This window comes from Xanthomonas hortorum, assembly GCF_024339125.1.
Lineage (GTDB): Bacteria > Pseudomonadota > Gammaproteobacteria > Xanthomonadales > Xanthomonadaceae > Xanthomonas > Xanthomonas hortorum.
Genome location: NZ_CP101417.1, coordinates 1,246,793 through 1,268,011 on the forward strand (window position 1 = coordinate 1,246,793; position 21,219 = coordinate 1,268,011).

The window sequence follows — 21,219 nt, forward strand, 5'->3', positions numbered from 1 at the left end:
CTGCCCGTTCCCATGTCGCGTCCCTCGCTGACCCGCTTCCTGATCGAAGAGCAACACGCCGGCCGTATCGATGCGGAATTGCGCCAGCTGATCACCATCGTCTCGCGCGCCTGCAAGCGCATTTCCATCGCCGTGAGCAAGGGCGCGCTGGGCGGCGTGCTTGGCGATGCCGGCACCGGCAACGTGCAGGGCGAGGCACAGAAGAAGCTCGACGTGCTGAGCAACGACATCCTGCTCGAAGCCAACGCCTGGGGCGGCCACCTGGCCGCGTGCGCGTCCGAAGAGATGGACCACAGCCAGCCGGTGCCCGACCAGTACCCCAGCGGCGACTTCCTGCTGCTGTTCGACCCGCTCGATGGCAGCTCCAATATCGACGTCAATGTCTCGGTAGGCACCATCTTCTCGGTGCTGCGCGCCCCCGAGGGCACCGACAAGCCCGGCGACGAACACTTCCTGCAGCCGGGCACCAAGCAGGTGGCCGCCGGCTACTGCATCTACGGCCCCAGCACCATGCTGGTGCTCACGCTCGGCCACGGCACTCACGCCTTCACCCTGGAGCGCGAGGAAGGCAGCTTCCTGCTGACCCAGGCCAACATGCGCGTGCCCGACGACACCGCCGAATACGCCATCAACATGTCCAACCAGCGCCACTGGGAACCGGCCATGCAGGCCTACGTGGGCGACCTGCTCGCCGGCAAGGACGGCACGCGCGGCAAGGACTTCAACATGCGCTGGATCGCCAGCATGGTGGCCGACGTGCACCGCATCCTGACCCGCGGCGGCATCTTCATCTACCCCTGGGACAAGAAGGACGCATCCAAGCCCGGCAAGCTGCGTCTGATGTACGAAGCCAACCCGATGAGCATGCTGGTGGAACAGGCCGGCGGCGCGGCCACCACGGGGCGCGAGCGCATTCTGGATATCCAGCCGACGCAATTGCATCAGCGCGTGCCGGTGTTCTTGGGTTCGAAGAATGAGGTGGCTGAGGCGACGCGGTATCACGTGGATGCGGATAAGGCGCAGGGCTGAGGTTTCGGCTCACGCGACAAGCAACGTTGATTGATGCAAGACACCCGCCCAGTGCGGGTGTCTTTTTATGTAACCCATGCTGATTGCGCCGCTGGCGATGCGCTGGGGACGCGAGACCTGCGCCAACGGCGACCTTGTGCCCTGAGTTGACTCACCAGCGCTCGGCGGTGAGTATCGCCCTCGGGCCGGAGTGGGACGGTCTACGGGAAGTCGATCTCTACGCGCAATGCCTTGCAAGCAGTCGCCTGACTGCCCGCAGGGATCACATATCGATAAGGGAATTCTCATGAAGACCGCATGCGTTGCACTGGTAGCTGCCGTCATGTTGCAAGCCACACCCGCCTTCTCCGCATCAACCGCCCCATCGCCACTGGTCGGAACCTGGCTACTGGATACCAGCAGCCTGCCGATGCCAGCAGCAGTACGACCCAAACGTGTCGTCCTGAACTTCAAACAGGTTCCAGGCAACAAGTGGGCAACCAGCGCCGAGATCATCGAACACGACAACAAGACGCTGCAGGCACAATCCACGCTGCTGCTGGACGGCACGCCGGGTAAGGCATCCGGCACCTACCTAGTCGATCGTGCCGCCGTCAAAATGCCCGAGCCAGGCGTGCTAGTCATGCAGTTGATGTATCAAGGCGTCCCGGCATCCACACGCACCTACACGGTCAGCGCCGACGGCAAGGTCATGACCGAGATTGAAGCGTACTTCAAGGACGGCAACCCGGTAATGCGCACCGCGTATTTCAAACGCGCGGCAAGTCAGTCCAAGTGAACACTGGCGAGCGAGCACCTGTCAGCGAGTGCAGTGGTTTTGTCGGCCGTCTCTTGGTGGATGCAGTCAGAAGTCCAGATCAAACACTGAGTGAGTCGAATGCGCGGTGCCCTCACCGCTCGCGGGACACGCCGTGAACCCGTCCCTGGGGGCTCGGTGGCAGCATCCATGCCGCCACACGGTCCCGCAATCGGTGAGGACACCGCACCACACAGTTTTAGGTTACTTGTTCAAAAGCATGCACACCGACCATCTCGACTGGTCCTTGCCCGCCCACCGTCGCGGGACCTTACGCGGCATGGATGCCGCGTAAGAGCCTACACGGACGTACTTGCAGCGTGTCCTGCGATGGTGGGCGGGCAAGGGCCCTGCAGCGCATCGGCTCCCACACATAGCCCTCAATGTCCTTACCCTCACTACTCCAGCGCCGCTCCTCGCGCTGCAGGCAGGGGCCGAACGCATTGGAAGGCGGCACGATCAGCTGCGTGCCGTCGATGACGACCTGGCGAAAAGTGGTGACCTCGGCCTCGCCGAGTTCGCGGCGCAGCAAGGCTTCGATGTCGCTGCGTTCGAAGCGTTTGCCTGCATGTCGCGCGATGTAGAGCGGGCGCATGGCATCCAGCAGGCCGTGCTTGCCGGCAGAGCGCTTGCGCAAGGCGGCGTCGACGCTGGCGAAGTACAGCATGCCGCGTGCATAGGGAATGCGGCGGACGGCTTCCTGTTCGAAACCGGCGGCATCGATCTGCTGCAGCGACCAGTGCCGCGCCGGGCTGGTGTAGTAGTACTGCGCCCAGTGGTTGATGGTCTTTGCGCAGGCCGCGATCGGGTGCAAGCCCGAGGCGCAGGGCAAGGTCGCTTGTACGAACACGTTCATGCCTTCCGCATACCACGGTTCGACGCCGTTGCTGAGTTGGCCAACCCATTGATGCCCCAACTCATGAAAGATCGTGCTCTGCACGCTTTGCACATCCTGCGATGGCGAGAACACGCTGCCCACCGTCATCAGGCTGCCGCCGCCGGCCAGACGAGCGGTGCCGGTTTCGTACGAGGCAACCGGCAGGGCGCGGATCAACAATTCGTAATGCGGCGCCTGCATGTAGCCGAACGCGCTTGTCAGTACCTCGTAGGCGCGTCGCGACCAGGCCATGGTGGCTGCCGCATCGAACGGTGGTTGACCGATGGTGTAGGCATTGAACACGGCATCGGTTTGCGTCTGGCCGGCGAGTGCAGGGCCGGCCAGCAACCACAGATCGTCCATGACCATGGGCGAGCCGGGGACACGCAGCGTTCCGGCCCCGCCAGTGGCTACGCCGATCGAACCGGGCACAAGCTCGGACAGATCCCACATCAGCACGCTGGTATCGCTGCTCAGAGCTTCGGGCAGCAACACGAAACTCTTGGTACTGCCTGCAACGCCCTGCCCGGCCGCCTTCATGCCATACGGTGGGCCGCCGGTCTGCGCGGGCTGCAGCGCGGCGCGATAGCGCACTGTCACCTGCGGACCGACTGCCCGGACGGTGGTCCAGCGTCGCAAGGCAAAACCTTGCGACGGCCCGCCGTCATTGATCGACAGTGCAACCTCGCCGCGCGCGTCGGTGACGCGCAATTCGCTCACTGCCTCGGCATTACGCGGCACTGCGGGCAATGCCAAAGGCAACACCAAGGTCAACGGCGCGCGCGCGTCCGGTAGAACGATCAGCTCGGTGACAGCCAGGCCATTGACCGTGCCGTCCTGCGCGGCCAGGGGTTTGATGGTGACGCTGAAATTCACGCGCTCCGGCACGTCTGCAGCACGCGCGGCGTGTGACGGCAACAGCGTGACCATCAGCGCCAGCACTGCACCGCTGCACCAACCGAGCGCCTTCGGCGTTGCCTCGATGCCAGCGGCAGCAGCATAAGAAAGCGCTGCGCGTCGCCTGCGCGCAGCATCGTGCAAACATCCGCTGGACACATTTCTGGCGCGCATTGTGATCCTCACACAAACAACTGCACTGCATAGGCCAGCGTCGCCCACAGGCCGAAGTGATAGGCGAGCGTGCGCAGTCCGGGAATGCCGAAAAGATAGCAAACCGCATGCACCACGCGCGCACTTAAAAATACCAACGACGCGATCACCGTGATGCTATTGGACACCTGCAGCGTCATGGCAGCGAGCACGACTGCGGCAAACGGCAACAGATTTTCCAGCAGGTTGCGGTGCGCACGTTGTGCACGCCCTGCGGCACCGCTCGGTTCGGGCAACCCCTCGCGATTGCCGATCAACGCCTTGGCGCCGACCTGGCGTGCGTACAGCGCAGAGGACAGCAAAGGAATGCACAGGCACAGCAGCGCGGTTGCCACCAACGCGATCAATTCGATGGGCATGCTCATTGCGCAGCCTGCTCGATGGCGGCGACCAGCGCGCCAGGCGCGGTGAGAAATGGCGAATGGCCGGTGTCCAGATCGATGGTCATCCGCATGGGAGCGGCAGCGATTGTCCTGGACTGGAACGCCGGGCTCAGCGCCTTGTCCTGCAGCGTGCGGATATACACCCGATCCACGCCACTCGAGCGCGCGGTCAGATGCACCGGCGTCATCATCGGTTGCAGTGGCTCGTCCACGATCATGTGTTGCATGCGGGCCTGCTGTGCGGCAGTTGCATCGTTGGCGAACAGCTCGCCGCGTGCAGATGCCTCCACCGACATTGCCTTCTTGTGCGTGTTCACTGTCAGGTAGGGCGGCATCTTGCTTGCCGTGTCCGCTTGCGCGAGCGCCAGCAGCGTGCGTCCGTCTTGTGGAACGAACGCAGCCAGATACACCAGGGTCTTGATCTTCTCCGGTGCGGCCTCGGCCACGTTGGTGACGGTGACACCGCCAAAGCTATGCCCGACCAGCACCACCGGTGCGCGCTCGCCAGCGATCGCGGCCAGCACCGTGTCGCGATATGCATCGAGGCTGATCGCCTCGGGCGCTTGCGCTGCACCGGGGCGGCCCGGCAGATTCACTGCGATGACGCGATAACCATGCGCACGCAATTGGCCGGCGACCGGCCGCCAGATGGCGGAGGTTTCCCAGGCGCCGTGCACCAGCACGATGGTGGGATGCGTGGCGGGCTTTGCGGTGACGGCGCCGGAACACAGCGCGCACAACAGCAGCGTGGTCATGGTCATGCAGGTCTTGTTTTTCATCGGTGCATCTCGGGTCTGTGTGGATGCACTAAGGTTCCCCCTGCGCGCCGCACGACTCCATGACCCGGACACCGTCTTCCATGACCGATCCTCTACCGCTGCATGCAACGCACGTTGCGCAGCCCGCACGCGCCGACATCCTGTCGCAATTGCTCACGTTGATCCGCCTGCATGGCGAGGGCGTCTATACCGCAGAGGTCGCTAATCACTTCCATGCGCATCTGCCGGCGGGGCCATCGCATCTGCACTTTGTCGAAGCAGGCGCGTTGTGGATCACGCCCGATGGCGATAAGCCGTTGTTGCTGCAGACCGGCGATCTGGTGGTGCTACCACATGGGCGTGGGCATCGCTTGTCGCATTGCGCACAGGTGAAAGGCACTGCCGATGATTTCTTCGCAGCAGGGCAGTTCGACGCTGCAACGCTGAAGATCCGGCATGGCGACGGCGCACCGCTGGCCACTGTCATCGGCGGCATTTTTCGCTACGAACGGTTACCGCTGCCGCCGATCATGCGCGCGCTGCCAACCCTGATCCATATCCCTGGCGATGGCGGGCGCGTGCCGGAGTGGCTGCGCCTGCTCTCGCATTTTTTGATGGCCGAAGCGCACGAGGTGCGCCCCGGTGCGCGCTTGATGGTCTCGCGCATCATCGACCTGCTGGTGATCCGCGCCTTGCGCAGCTGGGCCGAACTGCATCCGCAGCAATCGCGCTGGCTTGCCAGCCCGACCGGCGAGCGGATCGGGCTGGCCCTGCATGCGATCCATGCCGACCCGTACCGCAGCTGGAAGGTGGAGCAACTGGCACGCCATGCCGGGTTGTCGCGCTCGCTGTTTGCGCAGCAGTTTGCGCAGATCACCGGCGAGTCACCGATGCGCTACATCGCGCTGTGGCGCCTGAGCGTGGCAGACGCTCTGATCCGCTCAGGCAACGTCAGCGTGGGCGATGCCGCGCGCCGGGTGGGTTATCACTCCGAAGCCGGCTTCAGCCGCGCGTTCAAGGCGTATTTCGGGCATGCACCCAAGCAGGTCAAGCCATAGCGCGATCGACACAGCGACAGCGCGCTGGTCTGTCCAGGCACATCCAACCCTTCACATGAGCGGTGTAGATCCATGCGGCCCGCACGATTGCATGCGGGCCACGCCAACCGCCATGCACATCGTCACTTGACCACTTTCAGGCCTCTACGCCACCCTCGGGGTTTGGCACGTGCGCAGCGTGCGCTTCAGTGGAGAACGCCACGTGGACCGTCGTACCTTCCTCACCTTGTCCGGCATCGGTGCAGCCGGGTTGCTGCTGCCGCATACGCGCCTGATCGCGGCCGAGCAATTGCTTACCCCGGTGGATGCGGCGCGCAACCGGCGCCTGTCCGATACCGCATTGACCACCGCCAAGGCGGCCGGTGCCAGCTACTGCGATGTGCGCGTGGGCCGCTATTTGCGCCAGTTTGTGATCACCCGCGAGGCGCAGGTGGAGAACGTGGTCAACGCCGAATCCAGCGGTGTGGGCGTGCGCGTGCTGGCCGATGGTGCGTGGGGTTTTGCGGCCACCAATACGCTCACCAGCGATGGCGTGGCCACTGCCACGCATCAAGCAGTGGCGATCGCCAAGGCCAACGCGCGGCTGGGCGGTGCGCCGGTGCAGTTGGCACCGGTGACTCCGGCCGGGCAGGTGAGCTGGAAGACCCCGATCAAGAAGAACGCGATGGAAGTGCCGCTTCAGGACAAGGTAGCGCTGCTGATGGACGTCAACGCGGCCGCGCTCACTGCCGGTGCCACCTTCGTGGCCTCGCGCATGTTTGCGATCAACGAGCAGAAGTATTTCGCAAGCAGCGACGGCTCCTACATCGATCAGGACGTGCACCGGTTGTGGTTGCCGTTTACCGTCACCGCAGTGGACAAGGCCAGCGGCAAGTTCCGCACCCGCGACGGGCTGTCTTCGCCAATGGGCATGGGCTACGAATATCTCGATGGCGATGCCGGCCAGAAACACCAGTTGCCTGGCGGACTCATCGGCTACGGCCATAGTTACGATGCGCGCGAAGATGCGATTGCTGCCGCCAAACAGGCGCGCGCCAAACTCACCGCACCCTCGGTGAAGGCCGGCAAGTACGATCTGGTAATCGACCCGAGCAATCTGTTTCTCACCATCCACGAGTCGGTGGGCCATCCGCTCGAGCTCGACCGCGTGCTCGGCTACGAGGCCAACTACGCCGGCACCAGCTTCGCCACGCTGGACAAGCGCGATGCAGGCTTTCGTTGGGGCAGCGATGCGGTGACCTTCGTTGCCGACCGCACCCAGCCCGGCAGCCTGGGCGCGGTGGGCTATGACGATGAGGGCGTCAAGAGCAAGCAGTGGGAGTTGGTGAAAGACGGCATCCTGGTCGATTACCAATGCACGCGCGATCAGGCGCATCTGCTCGGCAAGACCGCCTCCGATGGCTGCAGCTATGCAGATTCCTGGTCCAGCGTGCAGTTCCAGCGCATGCCCAATGTGTCGCTGGCCGCAGGCAAAAGCCCACTTGGCGTTGCCGAGATGATCAAGAACGTCGAGCGCGGGTTGTACATCCACGGGCGCGGTTCGTATTCGATCGACCAGCAGCGCTACAACGCGCAGTTCGGCGGGCAGTTGTTCTACGAGATCGAGAACGGCCAGGTCACGCGGTTGGTGGAAGACGGCGCCTATCAAATCCGCACGCCGGAATTCTGGAATGCCTGCAGCGCAGTCTGCGATCAACGCGACTTCCGTTTGGGCGGTTCGTTCTTCGATGGCAAGGGACAACCCAGCCAGGTCTCGGCCGTGTCGCATGGATCATCCACCGCGCGCTTCGATGGCATCAACGTGATCAATACCGCGCGTTCGTTGGGCTGAGAGTGGCTAATAATGATGTCGATTCTTAGCGTTGTTAGATGCGATCAAAAGCTTGATTAGTCGAGTGCGCGGTGCCCTCACCGCTCGCGGGACACGCCGCAAGTACGTCCATGTAGGCTCGGTGGCGGCATCCATGCCGCCACACGGTCCCGCAATCGGCGAGGACACCGCACCAGAGAGTGAGTCGGTAGCTTTTTTTAAGCCTGCAGGTTGATCGCCTTGCGTTGCGAAGATGATCCGACGCGGCGTTATTCAAACAGCAACCGTCATGCCTCGCTTGCAACCATGCATACCGACCATCTCCACTGGTCCTTGCCCGCCCACCGTCGCGGGACCTTACGCGGCATGGATGCCGCGTAAGAGCCTACACGGACGTACTTGCGGCGTGTCCTGCGATGGTGGGCGGGCAAGGACCCTGCAGCGGAGTTGCAGCCCTATCGGTCTGCCGCTGAAGCCCTTACCTCGTTCAATCAGCTCACAACAACAAAGATATCGAGTGATGTTGTTTAGATGCATCAAAAATGCTGTAAGTCAAAAGCATGGTCAGTCGAGCGCGCGGTGCCCTCGCCGCTCGCGGGACACGCCGCAAGTACCTCCATGTAGGCTCGGTGGCGGCATCCATGCCGCCACACGGTCCCGCAAGCGGCCAGGACACCGCACCAGAAAGTGAGCCGGTAGCTTTTTTAAGCCTGCAGGTTGATCGCCTTGCGTTGAGAAGCTGATCGGACACGGCGTTATTCAAACAGCACCCGTCATGCCTCGCTTGCAACCATGCACGCCGAACATCTCGACTGGTCCTTGCCCGCCCACCGTCGCGGGACCTTACGCGGCATGGATGCCGCGTAAGAGCCTACATGGACGTACTTGCGGCGTGTCCCGCGAGGGTGGGCGGGCAAGGGCCCCGCAGCCAGCGCGCAGATCATCTCCTTAGTTTGTCAGCCGCTCTGAACCTGTGAAGCAAATACTGCGCATAATCGCGTGATGTGTGCTGATAGCGCATCGCATGATCGTCGATAAGGCAAGCATGCATGGCATCCGCTACGTGCTCCCGCGCAAATGCATCCATCGCACGCTGTCGGCCGCGCTCGCCACACCTGCATGCATGTTGTGCCACTCACTCTATGCGGGCACAGCATTTACCCACACCCATGCCGAAAGTCATTTGACGCAGCGTTCGTTGCCCGGCAAGAATCGGCGATACCGTGCAGATACCCATCTGTGCGTCACCAGACTACCTGCGCGCCGCGCGGGACTATTGGGGAGTTGCCCGTGCAACGACGTGATTTCCTGGCCCTGACCGGGCTGACCATGGGCGGACTGATCGTGCCCGCCTACTTCGGCAAGGCCATTGCCGCCGAGCAGTTGTTGACGCAATTGGATGTCGGCAGCAAGAAGCGCCTGGCCGATGCCGGCCTCAACGCCGCACGTCAGGCCGGTGCGAGCTACTGCGATGTGCGCATCGGCCGCTATCTGCGCCAGTTCGTGATCACCCGCGAGGACAAGGTGCAGAACGTGGTCAACACCGAATCCATCGGTGCGGGCATCCGCGTGCTCGTAGCTGGCGCCTGGGGCTTTGCTGCCACCAACGATCTCACCGAACAGGGCGTGGCCAAGGCCGCATCGCAGGCTGCCGCGATCGCCAAGGCCAATGCCAAGGTGCAGGGCACCCCCGTGCAACTGGCGCCAACGCCTGGCGTGGGCGAGGTGAGCTGGAAGACGCCGATCAAGAAGAACGCGATGGAAGTGCCGATCAAGGACAAGGTGGACCTGCTGCTCGGCGTCAATGCCGCCGCCACTGCGGCCGGCGCCAACTTCGTCAACTCGATGCTGTTCGTGGTCAACGAGCAGAAGTACTTCGCCAGCACCGATGGTTCCTACATCGATCAGGACGTGCACCGCATCTGGGCACCGATGAGCGTGACTGCCATCGACAAGGCCAGCGGCAAGTTCCGCACCCGCGACGGACTCTCCGCACCGATGGGCCTGGGCTACGAATATCTGGATGGCGCGGCCTCGGGCAAGTTCGTCTCGCCCAACGGCGTGGTCAATTACGGACTGTCCTACGACATGAAGGAAGACGCCATTGCGGCTGCCAAGCAGGCACAGGAAAAGCTCAAGGCGCCGTCTGTGAAACCGGGCAAGTACGACCTGGTGCTGGATCCCTCGCACACCTGGCTCACCATCCACGAATCGGTCGGCCACCCGCTGGAACTGGACCGCGTGCTCGGCTACGAAGCCAATTTCGCCGGCACCAGCTTCGCCACGCTCGACAAGCTCAAGGCCGGCTTCCAGTACGGCAGCGACAAGGTGCATATCCTGGCCGACAAGACCCAGCCCGGTAGCCTGGGTGCGGTGGGCTACGACGATGAAGGCGTCAAGACCAAGCAGTGGGATCTGATCCGCGACGGCAAGCTGGTGGACTACCAGGCCATCCGCGATCAGGCGCATATCCTCGGCAAGACCGCCTCCGATGGCTGCTGCTACGCCGACTCGTGGTCGAGCGTGCAGTTCCAGCGCATGGCCAATGTCTCGCTGGCGGCCGGCAAGACGCCGTTGAGCGTGAGCGACCTGATCAAGAACGTGGAAAACGGCATCTACATCATCGGCGATGGCTCGTTTTCCATCGACCAGCAGCGCTACAACGCGCAGTTCGGCGGCCAGCTCTTTTACGAAATCAAGAACGGCGCGATCACCCGCATGCTTGAGGACGTGGCCTACCAGATCCGCACCCCGGAATTCTGGAACGCCTGCAGCGCCGTGGCCGATCAACGCGATTACCGCATGGGTGGCTCGTTCTTCGACGGCAAGGGCCAGCCGAGCCAGTCCTCGGCGGTCTCGCACGGCTCGTCCACCGCCCGTTTCGACGGCATCAACGTCATCAACACCGCCCGCTCGCTCGGCTGATCAGGAGAAACCCATATGAGCATCCTTACCGAAGCGCAGGCCAAGGCCATTCTGGACAAGGTCATCAAACTGTCCAAGGCCGATGAGTGCACCGCCACGCTCACCGGCGCGATCGACGGCAACATCCGTTTTGCGCTCAACAACGTGTCCACCAGCGGCATCGTCGACAACACCGACCTGCAGGTGCAGGTGGCGTTCGGCAAGCGCGTAGGCATCGCCACCATCAACGAGTTCGATGACGCCGCGCTGGAGCGCGTGGTGCGGCGTGCCGAAGATCTGGCCCGGCTGGCGCCGGAAAATCCGGAATTCATGCCGGCGGTCGAGAAGCAAACCTATACCGCCAGCCCGACCTTCAGCGACTCCACCGCGGCCATCGACCCGGCGTTTCGCGCGCAGGTCGCCGCCGATTCGATCGCCCCGTGCAAGGGCAAAGGGCTGATCGCTGCCGGCTTTCTTGAGGATGGCCAGAGCTTCACCGCATTCGCCAACAGCAAGGGCAATTTCGGCTATCAACGTGGCGCACGTTTCGACTACACCTGCACCGTGCGTACCGAAGACGGCCGCGGCTCGGGGTGGGTGGGGCGCAATCTGAAAGATGCGGCCGACTTCAAGGCCGAGCAGGACATCCGCATCGCCATGCGCAAGGCCAGCGATTCGGCCGAGGCCAAGGCGCTGGAACCGGGCAAGTACACGGTGATTCTAGAGCCGGCCGCCGCTGCGGGGCTGATCTCGTTCATGATGAATTTCTTCGACGCGCGCCGCGCCGATGAAGGCCGCAGCTTCCTGTCCAAGAAGGGCGGCGGCAACAAGCTCGGCGAGCAGGTCTACGACCCGCGCGTAAACATCACCGCTGACCCGTGGGATGCGCGTGCCGCAGTGTTGCCGTGGGACGAAGAGGGCCTGCCGCGCGAGAAGATGTCCATCGTGGAAAACGGCAAGATCGCCAACCTGCAGTATTCGCGCTATTGGGCGCAGAAGAACGGCAAGCGCGCGATCGGCGAGCCGGGCAACCTGCTGATGGCCGGCGGCGACAAGAACATCGCCGAGCTGGTGCGCGGCACCGAGAAGGGCATCCTGGTCACGCGCACCTGGTACATCCGCATGGTCGACCCGCAGACCGTGCTGCTCACCGGCCTGACCCGCGACGGCACCTTCTACATCGAGAACGGGCAGATCAAATATCCGGTGAAGAATTTCCGCTTCAACGAGTCGCCGGTGATCATGCTCAACAACATCGACGAGTTGGGCAAGCCGGTGCGTGTGGCCGGCGACGAATCCAACTTCGTGATGATGATCCCGCCGATGCGCCTGCGCGACTTTACGTTTACCTCGTTGTCGGATGCGGTGTGAGTCGGAGCCGGGATTCGGGAGTGGGGATTCGGGAATCGGAGAGCAGAAGCTGCTCTTTGCAGACTGATACCTTGCAGGCGCTTGCGGCTCCCGTTCCCGGTCTCCCGGCTCCCACTTCGCGGCGCCACTTCCTCGGCCTGTTGCTCGGTAGCGCCGTCACCCTGGCGCTACCGCTGCGTGCACGCGCGGCCGGCAACTACGATTTCTGGTTCACCCGGCTGCGTTACGACTCCGGCGATTGGGATGTGGATGCGCGCATGCCGTCCAACCTGATCACCTCGCTGATCGACTACACCCAGCTGCGTGTGGACCCGCAAGAACACGTGCTGGATCTGGCCGATCCGCGCATGTTGCAGGCCCCGTTCTGCTATCTGGCCGGGCACAAGCTGGTGGAATTCAATCCCGCCGAGCGGCGCAACTTCGAGCGTTATGTGCGCAATGGCGGCTTCGTGTTTGTGGACGATTGCAATCACGATATCGATGGCTTGTTTGCGACGTCGTTCGAGGCGCAGATGGCATCGATCTTCGGCAAGACCGCGCTGCAGAAGTTGCCCAAGACGCACCGTCTCTACAACGCGTTCTTCAAGTTCCCCGATGGCCCGCCCGCCACCAGCTTCGAGCTCAACGGTTGGGGCGACGATCTGGTGCACGATTATCTCAAGGGCATCAGCATCGATGGCCGGCTCGGCGTGTTGTACAGCAACAAGGACTACGGCTGCGAATGGGATTACGACTGGCGCAACAAGCGATTTCTGGCCGAAGACAACACCAGGTTCGGCGTCAACATCGTGATGTATGCGTTGACCAATTGACCGCCGTGTAGGAGCGCGCTGGCGCGCGATGAAGATTTCCCGGTGAAGCGTCGCGCGCAAGCGCGCTCCTACGCCAGCAGTCACATAACGAGACTTCCCCATGACTTCCCCCAACGACGACATTCTCGCCAACCAGCTCTCCCAACTCGGCGCGCTGCGTGCGGCCCTGGCCCAGGCGGTGGTGGGCCAGGGCGCGGTGGTGGAGCAACTGCTGATCGGCCTGCTGGCCGGCGGCCACTGCCTGCTGGAAGGCGCGCCCGGCCTGGGCAAGACGCTGCTGGTGCGCTCGCTCGGGCAAGCGCTGGAGCTGCAGTTCCGCCGCGTGCAGTTCACTCCCGATCTGATGCCCAGCGATATTCTCGGCACCGAGCTGCTGGAAGAAGATCACGGCACCGGGCATCGGCATTTCCGTTTTCAGCAGGGGCCGATCTTCACCAACCTGCTGCTGGCCGACGAACTCAATCGCACCCCGCCCAAGACCCAGGCCGCGTTGCTGGAAGCGATGAGCGAGCGCACCGTCAGTTATGCCGGCACCACCTATGCGCTGCCGGCGCCGTTCTTCGTGCTGGCCACGCAGAACCCGATCGAACAGGCCGGCACCTATCCGCTGCCGGAAGCGCAGCTGGACCGCTTCCTGCTGCATGTGCGAGTGGACTACCCCAGCGAGCAGGAAGAGCACGACATCCTCACCCAGACCACCGGCACCGCAACTGCACAGGTGCCGGTGGTGATGGGCGCGGACAGCGTGTTGGCGCTGCAGCAACAGGTGCGGCAGGTGCACGTGGGCGCGGATCTGCTGACCTGGATCAATCGCCTGGTGCGCGCCAGCCGGCCCGGCCCGCAGGCCAGCGACGAGGTGCGTCAATGGATCCGATGGGGCGCCGGCCCGCGCGCCGGGCAATCGCTGGTGCTCGCGTCCAAGGCACGCGCATTACTGCACGGCCGCTTTGCCGCCACCCGCGACGATGTCATTGCGCTCGCAGCGCCAGTGATGCGCCACCGCCTGCTGCTGTCGTTTGCGGCCGAGGCCGAACAACGCAGCGCCGACGATGTGGTCGCAGCGCTGTTGCGCGCCGTGCCGTTCCCGGCGTGAGGCACGCAGTAGCGTGAGCGTGGACCTGCCGGCGTTGATTCCTGCCGAGCTGCGCAGCCGCCTGCGTGGTTTGCAGCTGCGCGCGCGCCACGCGCAGGGCGCGCACGGCATCGGCCAGCACGCCAGCCGCAACCGTGGTGCCGGGCTGGAATTTTCGCAATACCGCGCTTACGAACCTGGCGATGCCTTGCGCCAGATCGACTGGAAACTCTACGCACGTTCAGACCGTTTTTTCGTGCGCGAAGCAGAGCGCGAAAGCCCGCTCACGCTGTGGTTGTTGCTCGATGCCACCGCCTCCGCTGGCCAAGCCGATCAGGCGCGCCCTGCCTACACGCGCTTGCAGGCGATGGCGACCTTGGCCGCATGCGCTGCCGAAGTAGCGCTGCGCCAGGGCGATCAGGTCGGTTTGTTCGCCGTGCACGGCGATGGCCTGGCGGCGGTGCCGGCAGGCGGCGGTCCACGCCAACGTGACCGGCTCTGGCTGGCCTTGCAGCGTCTGCGCGCCGGTGGACGCTGGCCCGGCATGGATGCGCTACGCCCGCTGTGGGAACGCATCGCCGCACATGCGCTGGTGCTGTCGATCGGCGATGGCTTCGACGAAGAACTGGTCGGCGCGTTGGAAAAACTCGCCGCCGCACGCCGCGAAGTGATCCAGCTGCAAGTGCTGACCTGCGACGAACGCGATTTCACTTTCAGCGGCGGGCACCGCTTCCGCGATCCGGAAACCGGCGAAGAATTGCTCGGCGATGGCGCCGCGATGCGCGATGCGTATCTGCAACGCTTCGGCGATGCACAGCGCGCGCGGCAGGCCCGCTGGCAGGCCGCCGGCATTGCGCATGCGCTGCATTATCTGGATGCACCACCCGACGCGGCGTTGCGCGCGTTGTTCGGGCAGGGTACGCGGCGATGAGCCAATACACCTGCCTCAGCGAGGTACCGTCATTGCACCTCATCGCGCACGCCGCTGAGGTGGCGCGGCCGTGAACCTGCTCCTGCTCTTCCCCGCCGGCCTGGCCGCGTTGGCCGCACTGCTGCTGCCGCTGCTGATCCACCTGGCACGCCGCAGCGAACACCGGCCCACCGACTTCGCCGCGCTGCGCTGGCTGCGTGCCCTGCCGCGCCCACGGCATCGTGTGCGCTTCGACGAATGGCCGCTGCTGCTGGTGCGCTTGCTGTTGCTCGCGGCATTGGCGCTGCTGCTGGCCGAGCCGGCATTGCGCAACCATCAGGATATGCGCCCGCGCGTTGCGGTGAGTCCTGGCGTGGATGTGGCCGCGGCGCGCGCGCTCAGCCACGCAGCGAACGCGCAGTGGGTGTGGCTGGCGCCGGGCTTCCCGCCGATCGATGCCGATGCGACCAACACACACCCCGCGACCGCCGGCACCACGCAACCGGTCGGCAGCCTGCTGCGCGAACTCGATGCCAGCCTGCCGCCGGGCACCGCACTCAGCGTCATCGTGCCGAGCCAATGGGGGCCGCTGGATGCACAGCGCCTGCAGCTGTCGCGCAGCGTGCAATGGCAGGTGCTGCCCGGCCAATCGCCGCTCGCCCCTGCCGCAGCTGTCGCACCGCTGCGGCTGCAGGCGATCGCCGACGCCCCTGCCGACCCGGCGCTGCGCTATCTGCGCGCCGTACACGCTGCCTGGGCAGTGCCCGGCCCGTTGCCAGTCAGCGCACCCGACGCCGCAGTGCCAGCGCGCTGGGCACCCGGCACGGTGGTGGTCTGGCTGTCGCACAGCGCACCGCCTGCGCCGGTCATCGCCTGGGTCGCAGCCGGCGGGCAACTGCTGCTCGACACCCAGACGCCGGCCCCGCCCGCACTCGCCGGCCCGCGGCAGGCAGTGCTGCAAGACGCACGTGGCACGTCGCTGATCGATGCCATCGCGTTAGGGCGCGGACGCATCTTTCGCTGGGCCGCGCCGCTGCAACCGCAGCACCTGCCCGCGCTGCTGGATGCCGATTTCCCCACCCGCCTGCACGACGCCTTGCAATCGACGCCCGCACCACAGCGCGCGCTGGCACAGACCCAACAACCACAGCGCGGCCCTGCGGCCATCCGCCTGACCGCCGCACCGTGGCCGCTGGCGCCATGGCTGATCGGTCTGGTGCTGCTGCTGTTCGCCGCCGAACGCTGGCTGGCCACATCGCCACGCCGGAGCAACGCGGCATGAGCACGCCGGCACTGCACCACGCCTGGCAGGCCGCGCGGCGGCGGCAGGCCGCAGGCGTGCTGCTGTTCGGGCTACCGCTGGCCGTCCTCCCGGCGGTACTGGCCTGGCGCACCGGCGCGCATGTGGTGATCGTGCCGTCGCTCATTGCCGGTGTGTTGGCACTGGCCGGTGTGGCGGTGCTGGCGGCACGCCGGCTGGACCAGACCTGGCTGATCCGCCGGCTGGATCGCGAAGCGGACCTGGAAGACAGCAGCGACCTGCTATTCGCCTCGACCGCCCAGCTCGGCCCCTTGCAGGCCCTGCAACGGCATCGCCTGGAACAGCGCCTGCGCAGCACCCCGCGCGATCTACGCCCGGCCTGGCCGTGGCGGCGTGCCTGGCCATGGAGCCTGCTCGGCCTGCTGGCCTGCGTCGCACTGCTGCTGTGGCCACACCGCGCCACCCAGCCCGCGCCGAGCAACGACCGCGTCGCCGCTGCCCGTGCCGGCAACGGCGCTCCCACGCTGCGTCAGGCACAGCTACACAGCACTCCGCCCGCTTACACCGGCCTGCCATCCGCACGCCTGCCCGGCCTGGATGCGCGCGTGCCAACCGGCACCCGGCTGGACTGGCAGCTGCAGGTCAGCCCCGCCCCGCGCAGCGTGGCGCTGCGGCTCACCGACGGCCGCCTCATCGCGCTGGCCCGGCAAGGCAGCAGCGATCAGTGGCAAGGCCAGTGGATCGCCGAGCGCGCCAGCCTGTATCGCATCCTCATCGACGGTGCGCCGGCAGACCGCCAGCTGCATCGGCTCGACGTGCTGCCGGATCGCCCGCCGCAGGTGCGCGTGCTCGCGCCCGAACAAAGCCTGGTGTTGTGGACGCCCACCAATGCCGGCTGGACGCTGCGCTTCGAAGCCAGTGACGACTACGCGGTGGCCGCCACCGCCGAGTTGCGCCTGACCCTGGCCCAGGGCAGCGGCGAGAACATCACCTTCAAGACCCAGCGCCGCACCCTCACCGGCAGCGGCCCGGCCAGGCAACGCAGCTTCTCCACCACGCTACAGCCGCAGGCCCTGGGCATGGCGGCCGGCGACGACCTGATCGCCCAATTGATCGTCCACGACACCCGCCAACCCGGTCCGCAGGAAGGCCGCAGCGCCAGCGTGATCCTGCGCTGGCCGCCGCCCGAACAGACCATGGCCGCCGGCCTGGAAGCCAGCGTCAAACAGACCTTGCCGGCTTACTTCCGCAGCCAGCGCCAGATCATCATCGACGCCGAGGCGCTGCTGAAGGAAAAGCCGCGCCTGGATGCGGCCACCTACCTCAAGCGCGCCGACGCCATCGGCGTGGACCAGCGCCTGCTGCGGCTGCGCTATGGCCAGTTTCTCGGCGAAGAGAGCGAAGGCGCACCCAAGGGCCCACCCACTGCCGACGCCCCGCCCACCAGCGACGCCCCGGCCGACGATCTGCCCACCGCCGACATGCCCACTGCGGATGCACCGGCAACGCCTGCGACAGCTGCGCAGGCGCCCGCCCAGGACGAACACGGGCACGACGAGCACGAACACGACGCCGCATCCGAACCCGGCGCCGCCGCGCTGGATGACCACGACCATGACCACGGCAACAACAACGGCCGGCCCGAGCGCAGCAGCTTCGGCCAGGCGCAGGATGTGCTCTCCGAATTCGGGCATACCCACGACCACGCCGAAGCCGCCACCTTGCTCGACCCGCAGACGCGTGCGCTGCTACGCGCCGCGCTGGACCGGATGTGGCAGTCCGAGGGCGAACTGCGCCAGGGCCACCCCGAGCGCGCATTGCCCTACGCCAACAAGGCGCTGGGCTTCATCAAGCAGGTGCAGCAGGCCGAACGCATCTACCTGGCGCGGGTCGGCACGCAACTGCCGCCGATCGACCCCAGCCGGCGCCTGAGCGGCGACCGCGCCGGCCTGGGCGACCGTGCCGCCGGGCTGGACATCCGCCCGGATCCCGACCCGTCCGCGCTGCAGTTATGGGACGCGCTGGGCGAACCCGCACCCGTGCCGGACCCCACCCTGGCCCGCTACGCGCAGTGGCTGCAGCGCCAGCAAGACCGCCTGCACGACCCGCTGAGCCTGGCTGCCGCGGTGGAAACCCTGCGTGCCGAACCGGACTGCGCCAGTTGCCGCGCCCAGCTGCGCGCCCAAGTCTGGCGCACCCTCATCGCCCCGCCCGCGCCCGTCCACCGACGCGCCACACCGGACGCACGCGGCCAACGCTATCTGGATGCACTGCGCCGGGAGCCGCAGCCATGACGCTGTCACTGCCCTGGCTGGTTGGTTCGGCACTCTTTCTGGTGGTCGTCGTCGGCTGGTTCCGGCTGTTACGCGCACACGCTCGGCAACCACATTCGCGCGCCAGGCTGTGGCTGTTGCTTGCCGCCCAACCGCTACTCGCCGGCCTGCTCTACCCGGTGCTGCTGCCGCCCCCGCGCGCTGGCAGCACGAGCGAGCTGCACGTCGCCACCGCGGGCACCACGGCAGCTCAGGTCGGCCCGAACGCCGCGCAGTGGGTCGCCTTGCCCGAAGCGCCTGCGCCGGCAGGCGTGGCACGCGTGCCGGATCTGGCCACCGCCCTGCGCCGCGCACCCGGCACCACCGCATTGGTCGTGCATGGCACCGGCCTGCCGGCACGCGACCGCAACGCACTTGGCTTACCGCTGCGACTGGCGCTTGGCCCGGCACCGCAGGGTCTGGTCGCCGTCTCGCCACCGCCCCCGGTCGCCCCCGGCGAAACCTTCGCCATCAGCGCCCGCGTCCAGGGCCTGCCGGCAGCACGGGTGGAGCTACTCGACACCGCCGGCCAGGTGGTCGACACCGCCGTAGCCAACGCAACCGGCCAGGTGCATCTGCGTGGCCTGGCGCGCGCAGCAGGGCAGGTGGTGTTCGCGCTGCGCCTGCGCGATGCCGCAGGCGCCGAACGCAGCCGCGTGCAGGTGCCGGTGCTGATCACCGCAGTGCCGCCCGCGCGTGTGCTGTTGCTGGCCGGCGCGCCGCAGCCGGAACTGAAATACCTGCGCCGCTGGGCCAGCGATGCCGGGCTGGACGTGCGCAGCCAGATCGCGGTCGGGCCCGGCGTGCAGTTGGGCGAAGGCGCTGCGCTGGACGCCGCCAGCCTGGACAAGCTCGACCTGCTGGTCATCGACCAACGCCGCCTGGTCACGCTGGGCAACGCGCAACGCCAAACCGTGCGCGCCGCGATCGACCGCGGCCTGGGCGTGCTGGTACGCACCGACGGGCCACTGGATGCCGGCACCCGCGCAGCGCTCAACGCACTCGGCTTCGCGGCAACCGGTGGCAGCACCAGTACTGCGATCGCCGCCCCGCGGTCGCTGTCTTCGGCCGCACCGTCCATCGATCCAGCTGCAGCCCCTGCCGACACTGCCGCACTTCCACCGCTGCAACGCCGCGATCTGCAACCGCAAGATGCCGAGGCAGTGATTGCAGCACGCGCAGACGACGGCAGCACGCTGGGCTGGTGGCACGCACAAGGCCGCGGCCGCATCGGCATCGCCCTGATCGAAGACAGCTTCGCGTTGGTATTGGCCGGTCGCAGCGACCTGCATGCCGCGCTGTGGGCGCAGCTGTTCGGCGCCGTCGCCCGCGCGGGCGGCACCGCACCCGCCCCGGTGCAAGAAGGCTGGTCGCAACAACGCATGTCACTGTGCGGTCTCGCTGCAGACGCACATGTCACCGGCCCAACCGGTCCAGCCCAACCGTTGCTGATCGACCCCACCAGCAGCGCCCAAACCTGCGCCGCCTACTGGCCCACAAGCGCAGGCTGGCATCGCCTGCAAACCGGCAAAGACCAACGCTGGCTTTACGTCCGCGCGCCCGCCGACGCCCCCACCGTGCATACCCAACAAACCCGCGACGCCACCCTTGCGATGGCCGCCGCCACCCACACAAACGCGACCCTCGGCACGCCAATAACCCAACCCGGCACCCGCTGGCCGTGGCTACTGGCCTGGCTCACGCTAGCCACGGCGTTTTGGTGGCTGGAACGACGCAGGCGCTGAGTTGCCGCCGCGCCAACCCGGGTCAGCGCATGGGTGCGATGCCGCTTTCACGGCTCGAAATTTTGAGTGTCCTGTCGTGGCTGTAGGATCAGGTGGAGAGCGGCTGATCTGTGGTTTGGCTGCAGGGTCCTTGCCCGCCCACCCTCGCGGGACACGCTGCAAGTACGTCCTTGTAAGCTCTTACGCGGCATCCATGCCGCGTAAGGTCCCGCGAGGGTGGGCGGGCAAGGACCAATCAAGATGGTCGGTGTGCGTGCTTTTCAAAAAGCAACCGACTTACGCTCGCCGCCACACCCGACATACATTATTTGCCGGCAACGCCACATCTTCCACCAACCGCAACCCCACCTGCGCCGCCAATGCATCCACCGCCTCTGCATCGCGAATCCCCGAGGCCGCATCGCGCTCGCGCAACATCGCATCGAATGCGCAATTGCTGTCGCTGGTGAATTGTCCATCGCGGTTGAACGGTCCATACACCACCAGCAGCGCATCCGGCGTCATCACTGCAGGCAATCCCGCGAACAACGCCTGCACTTGCGGCCAGCCCATGATGTGCAAGGTATTGGCGCTATATACAGCGTCATAGCCGGCAGGCTCGCCTGCCTGCACCGGCGGCAATGGCGGGGCGGGCGCCAAACCAGGCGTCGGCGTCAGCACCGCCTGCAACGGAATCGGTGGCGGCATATTTGGCAATGCCGCCTCGTCCAGCCACTGCGTCATGCCCGGCAGATGATCGGGATGATCGCTCGCCTGCCAACGCAGCCACGGCATCGCCGCCGCAAAATGCACCGCGTGCTGCCCGGTGCCTGCACCGATCTCCAATACATGGCGGCGGTCGGCAAAGTAACGCTGCAATACCGCAAGGATCGGGTCACGGTTGCGCGCGGAAGCCGGCGAAAAAGGTTTGCTCATGGACGAGGTCCGACATAGGCGAAAGTGATTGTGACGTGTCGCAGTGGCATCGTGCATCCAAAGCTCTGCTGGCAAGTGATCAACGCGCAGATCAGC

General features: G+C 65.7%; 16 protein-coding genes. 12 read left to right on the forward strand and 4 right to left on the reverse strand.

All coding sequences use genetic code 11. The features are described 5' to 3' along the window. Positions 1 to 12: 12 nt before the first annotated feature. Complete coding sequence (locus NMB96_RS05250) at positions 13 to 1,029, forward strand: class 1 fructose-bisphosphatase (protein ID WP_043888812.1); 1,017 nt, start codon at positions 13 to 15, stop codon at positions 1,027 to 1,029. A 286-nt stretch (positions 1,030 to 1,315) separates the two neighbouring features. Then, positions 1,316 to 1,807, forward strand: coding sequence for a hypothetical protein (locus NMB96_RS05255; protein WP_023902035.1), 492 nt, complete (start codon positions 1,316 to 1,318; stop codon positions 1,805 to 1,807). Positions 1,808 to 2,096: 289 nt separating this feature from the next. Here the strand turns inward: NMB96_RS05255 and NMB96_RS05260 are convergent, their stop codons facing one another. The 3 genes from NMB96_RS05260 to NMB96_RS05270 all read right to left on the reverse strand — a co-directional run bounded on the left by NMB96_RS05260 (position 2,097) and on the right by NMB96_RS05270 (position 4,974). Beyond that, positions 2,097 to 3,644 (reverse strand): M61 metallopeptidase family protein, encoded by a 1,548-nt coding sequence (locus NMB96_RS05260; protein ID WP_255086427.1) that lies wholly within the window; start codon positions 3,642 to 3,644, stop codon positions 2,097 to 2,099. 137 nt (positions 3,645 to 3,781) lie between these two features. Continuing rightward, the gene (locus NMB96_RS05265) at positions 3,782 to 4,177 is read right to left on the reverse strand and encodes an MAPEG family protein (RefSeq protein WP_255086428.1); all 396 of its coding nucleotides are present in this window, start codon (positions 4,175 to 4,177) and stop codon (positions 3,782 to 3,784) included. Next, positions 4,174 to 4,974 (reverse strand): alpha/beta fold hydrolase, encoded by an 801-nt coding sequence (locus NMB96_RS05270; RefSeq protein WP_023902032.1) that lies wholly within the window; start codon positions 4,972 to 4,974, stop codon positions 4,174 to 4,176. Before NMB96_RS05270 ends, NMB96_RS05265 begins: the two co-directional genes overlap by 4 nt. An 80-nt stretch (positions 4,975 to 5,054) precedes the next feature. On the opposite strand from NMB96_RS05270, the gene NMB96_RS05275 reads away from it, so the two are divergent. From NMB96_RS05275 to NMB96_RS05320, 10 genes are all read left to right on the forward strand, one after another. Beyond that, positions 5,055 to 6,011 (forward strand): AraC family transcriptional regulator, encoded by a 957-nt coding sequence (locus NMB96_RS05275; protein WP_023902031.1) that lies wholly within the window; start codon positions 5,055 to 5,057, stop codon positions 6,009 to 6,011. Positions 6,012 to 6,213: 202 nt separating this feature from the next. Further along, positions 6,214 to 7,842, forward strand: a complete 1,629-nt coding sequence (locus NMB96_RS05280; protein ID WP_023902030.1) for a TldD/PmbA family protein — start codon at positions 6,214 to 6,216, stop codon at positions 7,840 to 7,842. Positions 7,843 to 9,111: 1,269 nt separating this feature from the next. Continuing rightward, complete coding sequence (locus tag NMB96_RS05285) at positions 9,112 to 10,746, forward strand: TldD/PmbA family protein (RefSeq protein WP_255086429.1); 1,635 nt, start codon at positions 9,112 to 9,114, stop codon at positions 10,744 to 10,746. A gap of 15 nt (positions 10,747 to 10,761) precedes the next feature. Then, positions 10,762 to 12,096 (forward strand): TldD/PmbA family protein, encoded by a 1,335-nt coding sequence (locus NMB96_RS05290; RefSeq protein ID WP_023902027.1) that lies wholly within the window; start codon positions 10,762 to 10,764, stop codon positions 12,094 to 12,096. After that, a complete protein-coding gene (locus tag NMB96_RS05295; RefSeq protein ID WP_255086430.1) occupies positions 12,093 to 12,908 on the forward strand; it encodes a DUF4159 domain-containing protein in 816 nt (271 codons plus the stop codon). The genes NMB96_RS05290 and NMB96_RS05295 overlap by 4 nt, the downstream gene beginning before the upstream one ends. Positions 12,909 to 13,008: 100 nt before the next feature. After that, complete coding sequence (locus NMB96_RS05300; RefSeq protein WP_023902025.1) at positions 13,009 to 14,001, forward strand: AAA family ATPase; 993 nt, start codon at positions 13,009 to 13,011, stop codon at positions 13,999 to 14,001. 13 nt (positions 14,002 to 14,014) lie between these two features. After that, positions 14,015 to 14,911, forward strand: a complete 897-nt coding sequence (locus NMB96_RS05305; RefSeq protein WP_043888810.1) for a DUF58 domain-containing protein — start codon at positions 14,015 to 14,017, stop codon at positions 14,909 to 14,911. A 70-nt stretch (positions 14,912 to 14,981) separates the two neighbouring features. Next, positions 14,982 to 16,172 (forward strand): BatA domain-containing protein, encoded by a 1,191-nt coding sequence (locus NMB96_RS05310; RefSeq protein WP_023902023.1) that lies wholly within the window; start codon positions 14,982 to 14,984, stop codon positions 16,170 to 16,172. After that, complete coding sequence (locus NMB96_RS05315; RefSeq protein WP_255086431.1) at positions 16,169 to 18,445, forward strand: DUF4175 domain-containing protein; 2,277 nt, start codon at positions 16,169 to 16,171, stop codon at positions 18,443 to 18,445. The genes NMB96_RS05310 and NMB96_RS05315 overlap by 4 nt, the downstream gene beginning before the upstream one ends. Next, a complete protein-coding gene (locus NMB96_RS05320) occupies positions 18,442 to 20,208 on the forward strand; it encodes a carboxypeptidase regulatory-like domain-containing protein (protein ID WP_255086432.1) in 1,767 nt (588 codons plus the stop codon). The genes NMB96_RS05315 and NMB96_RS05320 overlap by 4 nt, the downstream gene beginning before the upstream one ends. Positions 20,209 to 20,484: 276 nt before the next feature. Here NMB96_RS05320 and NMB96_RS05325 read toward each other — a convergent pair whose 3' ends face one another. Further along, positions 20,485 to 21,123, reverse strand: coding sequence for a DUF938 domain-containing protein (locus tag NMB96_RS05325; protein ID WP_255086433.1), 639 nt, complete (start codon positions 21,121 to 21,123; stop codon positions 20,485 to 20,487). Positions 21,124 to 21,219: the final 96 nt, after the last annotated feature.

Excerpts from the sequence above, each read along its gene's own strand:
- NMB96_RS05250 (WP_043888812.1), top strand. The coding sequence starts at position 13 with ATGTCGCGTCCCTCGCTGACCCGCTTCCTGATCGAAGAGCAACACGCC.
- NMB96_RS05255 (WP_023902035.1), top strand. The coding sequence starts at position 1,316 with ATGAAGACCGCATGCGTTGCACTGGTAGCTGCCGTCATGTTGCAAGCC.
- NMB96_RS05265 (WP_255086428.1), bottom strand. The coding sequence starts at position 4,177 with ATGAGCATGCCCATCGAATTGATCGCGTTGGTGGCAACCGCGCTGCTG.
- NMB96_RS05270 (WP_023902032.1), bottom strand. The coding sequence starts at position 4,974 with ATGAAAAACAAGACCTGCATGACCATGACCACGCTGCTGTTGTGCGCG.
- NMB96_RS05275 (WP_023902031.1), top strand. The coding sequence starts at position 5,055 with ATGACCGATCCTCTACCGCTGCATGCAACGCACGTTGCGCAGCCCGCA.
- NMB96_RS05290 (WP_023902027.1), top strand. The coding sequence starts at position 10,762 with ATGAGCATCCTTACCGAAGCGCAGGCCAAGGCCATTCTGGACAAGGTC.
- NMB96_RS05300 (WP_023902025.1), top strand. The coding sequence starts at position 13,009 with ATGACTTCCCCCAACGACGACATTCTCGCCAACCAGCTCTCCCAACTC.
- NMB96_RS05315 (WP_255086431.1), top strand. The coding sequence starts at position 16,169 with ATGAGCACGCCGGCACTGCACCACGCCTGGCAGGCCGCGCGGCGGCGG.
- NMB96_RS05320 (WP_255086432.1), top strand. The coding sequence starts at position 18,442 with ATGACGCTGTCACTGCCCTGGCTGGTTGGTTCGGCACTCTTTCTGGTG.
- NMB96_RS05325 (WP_255086433.1), bottom strand. The coding sequence starts at position 21,123 with ATGAGCAAACCTTTTTCGCCGGCTTCCGCGCGCAACCGTGACCCGATC.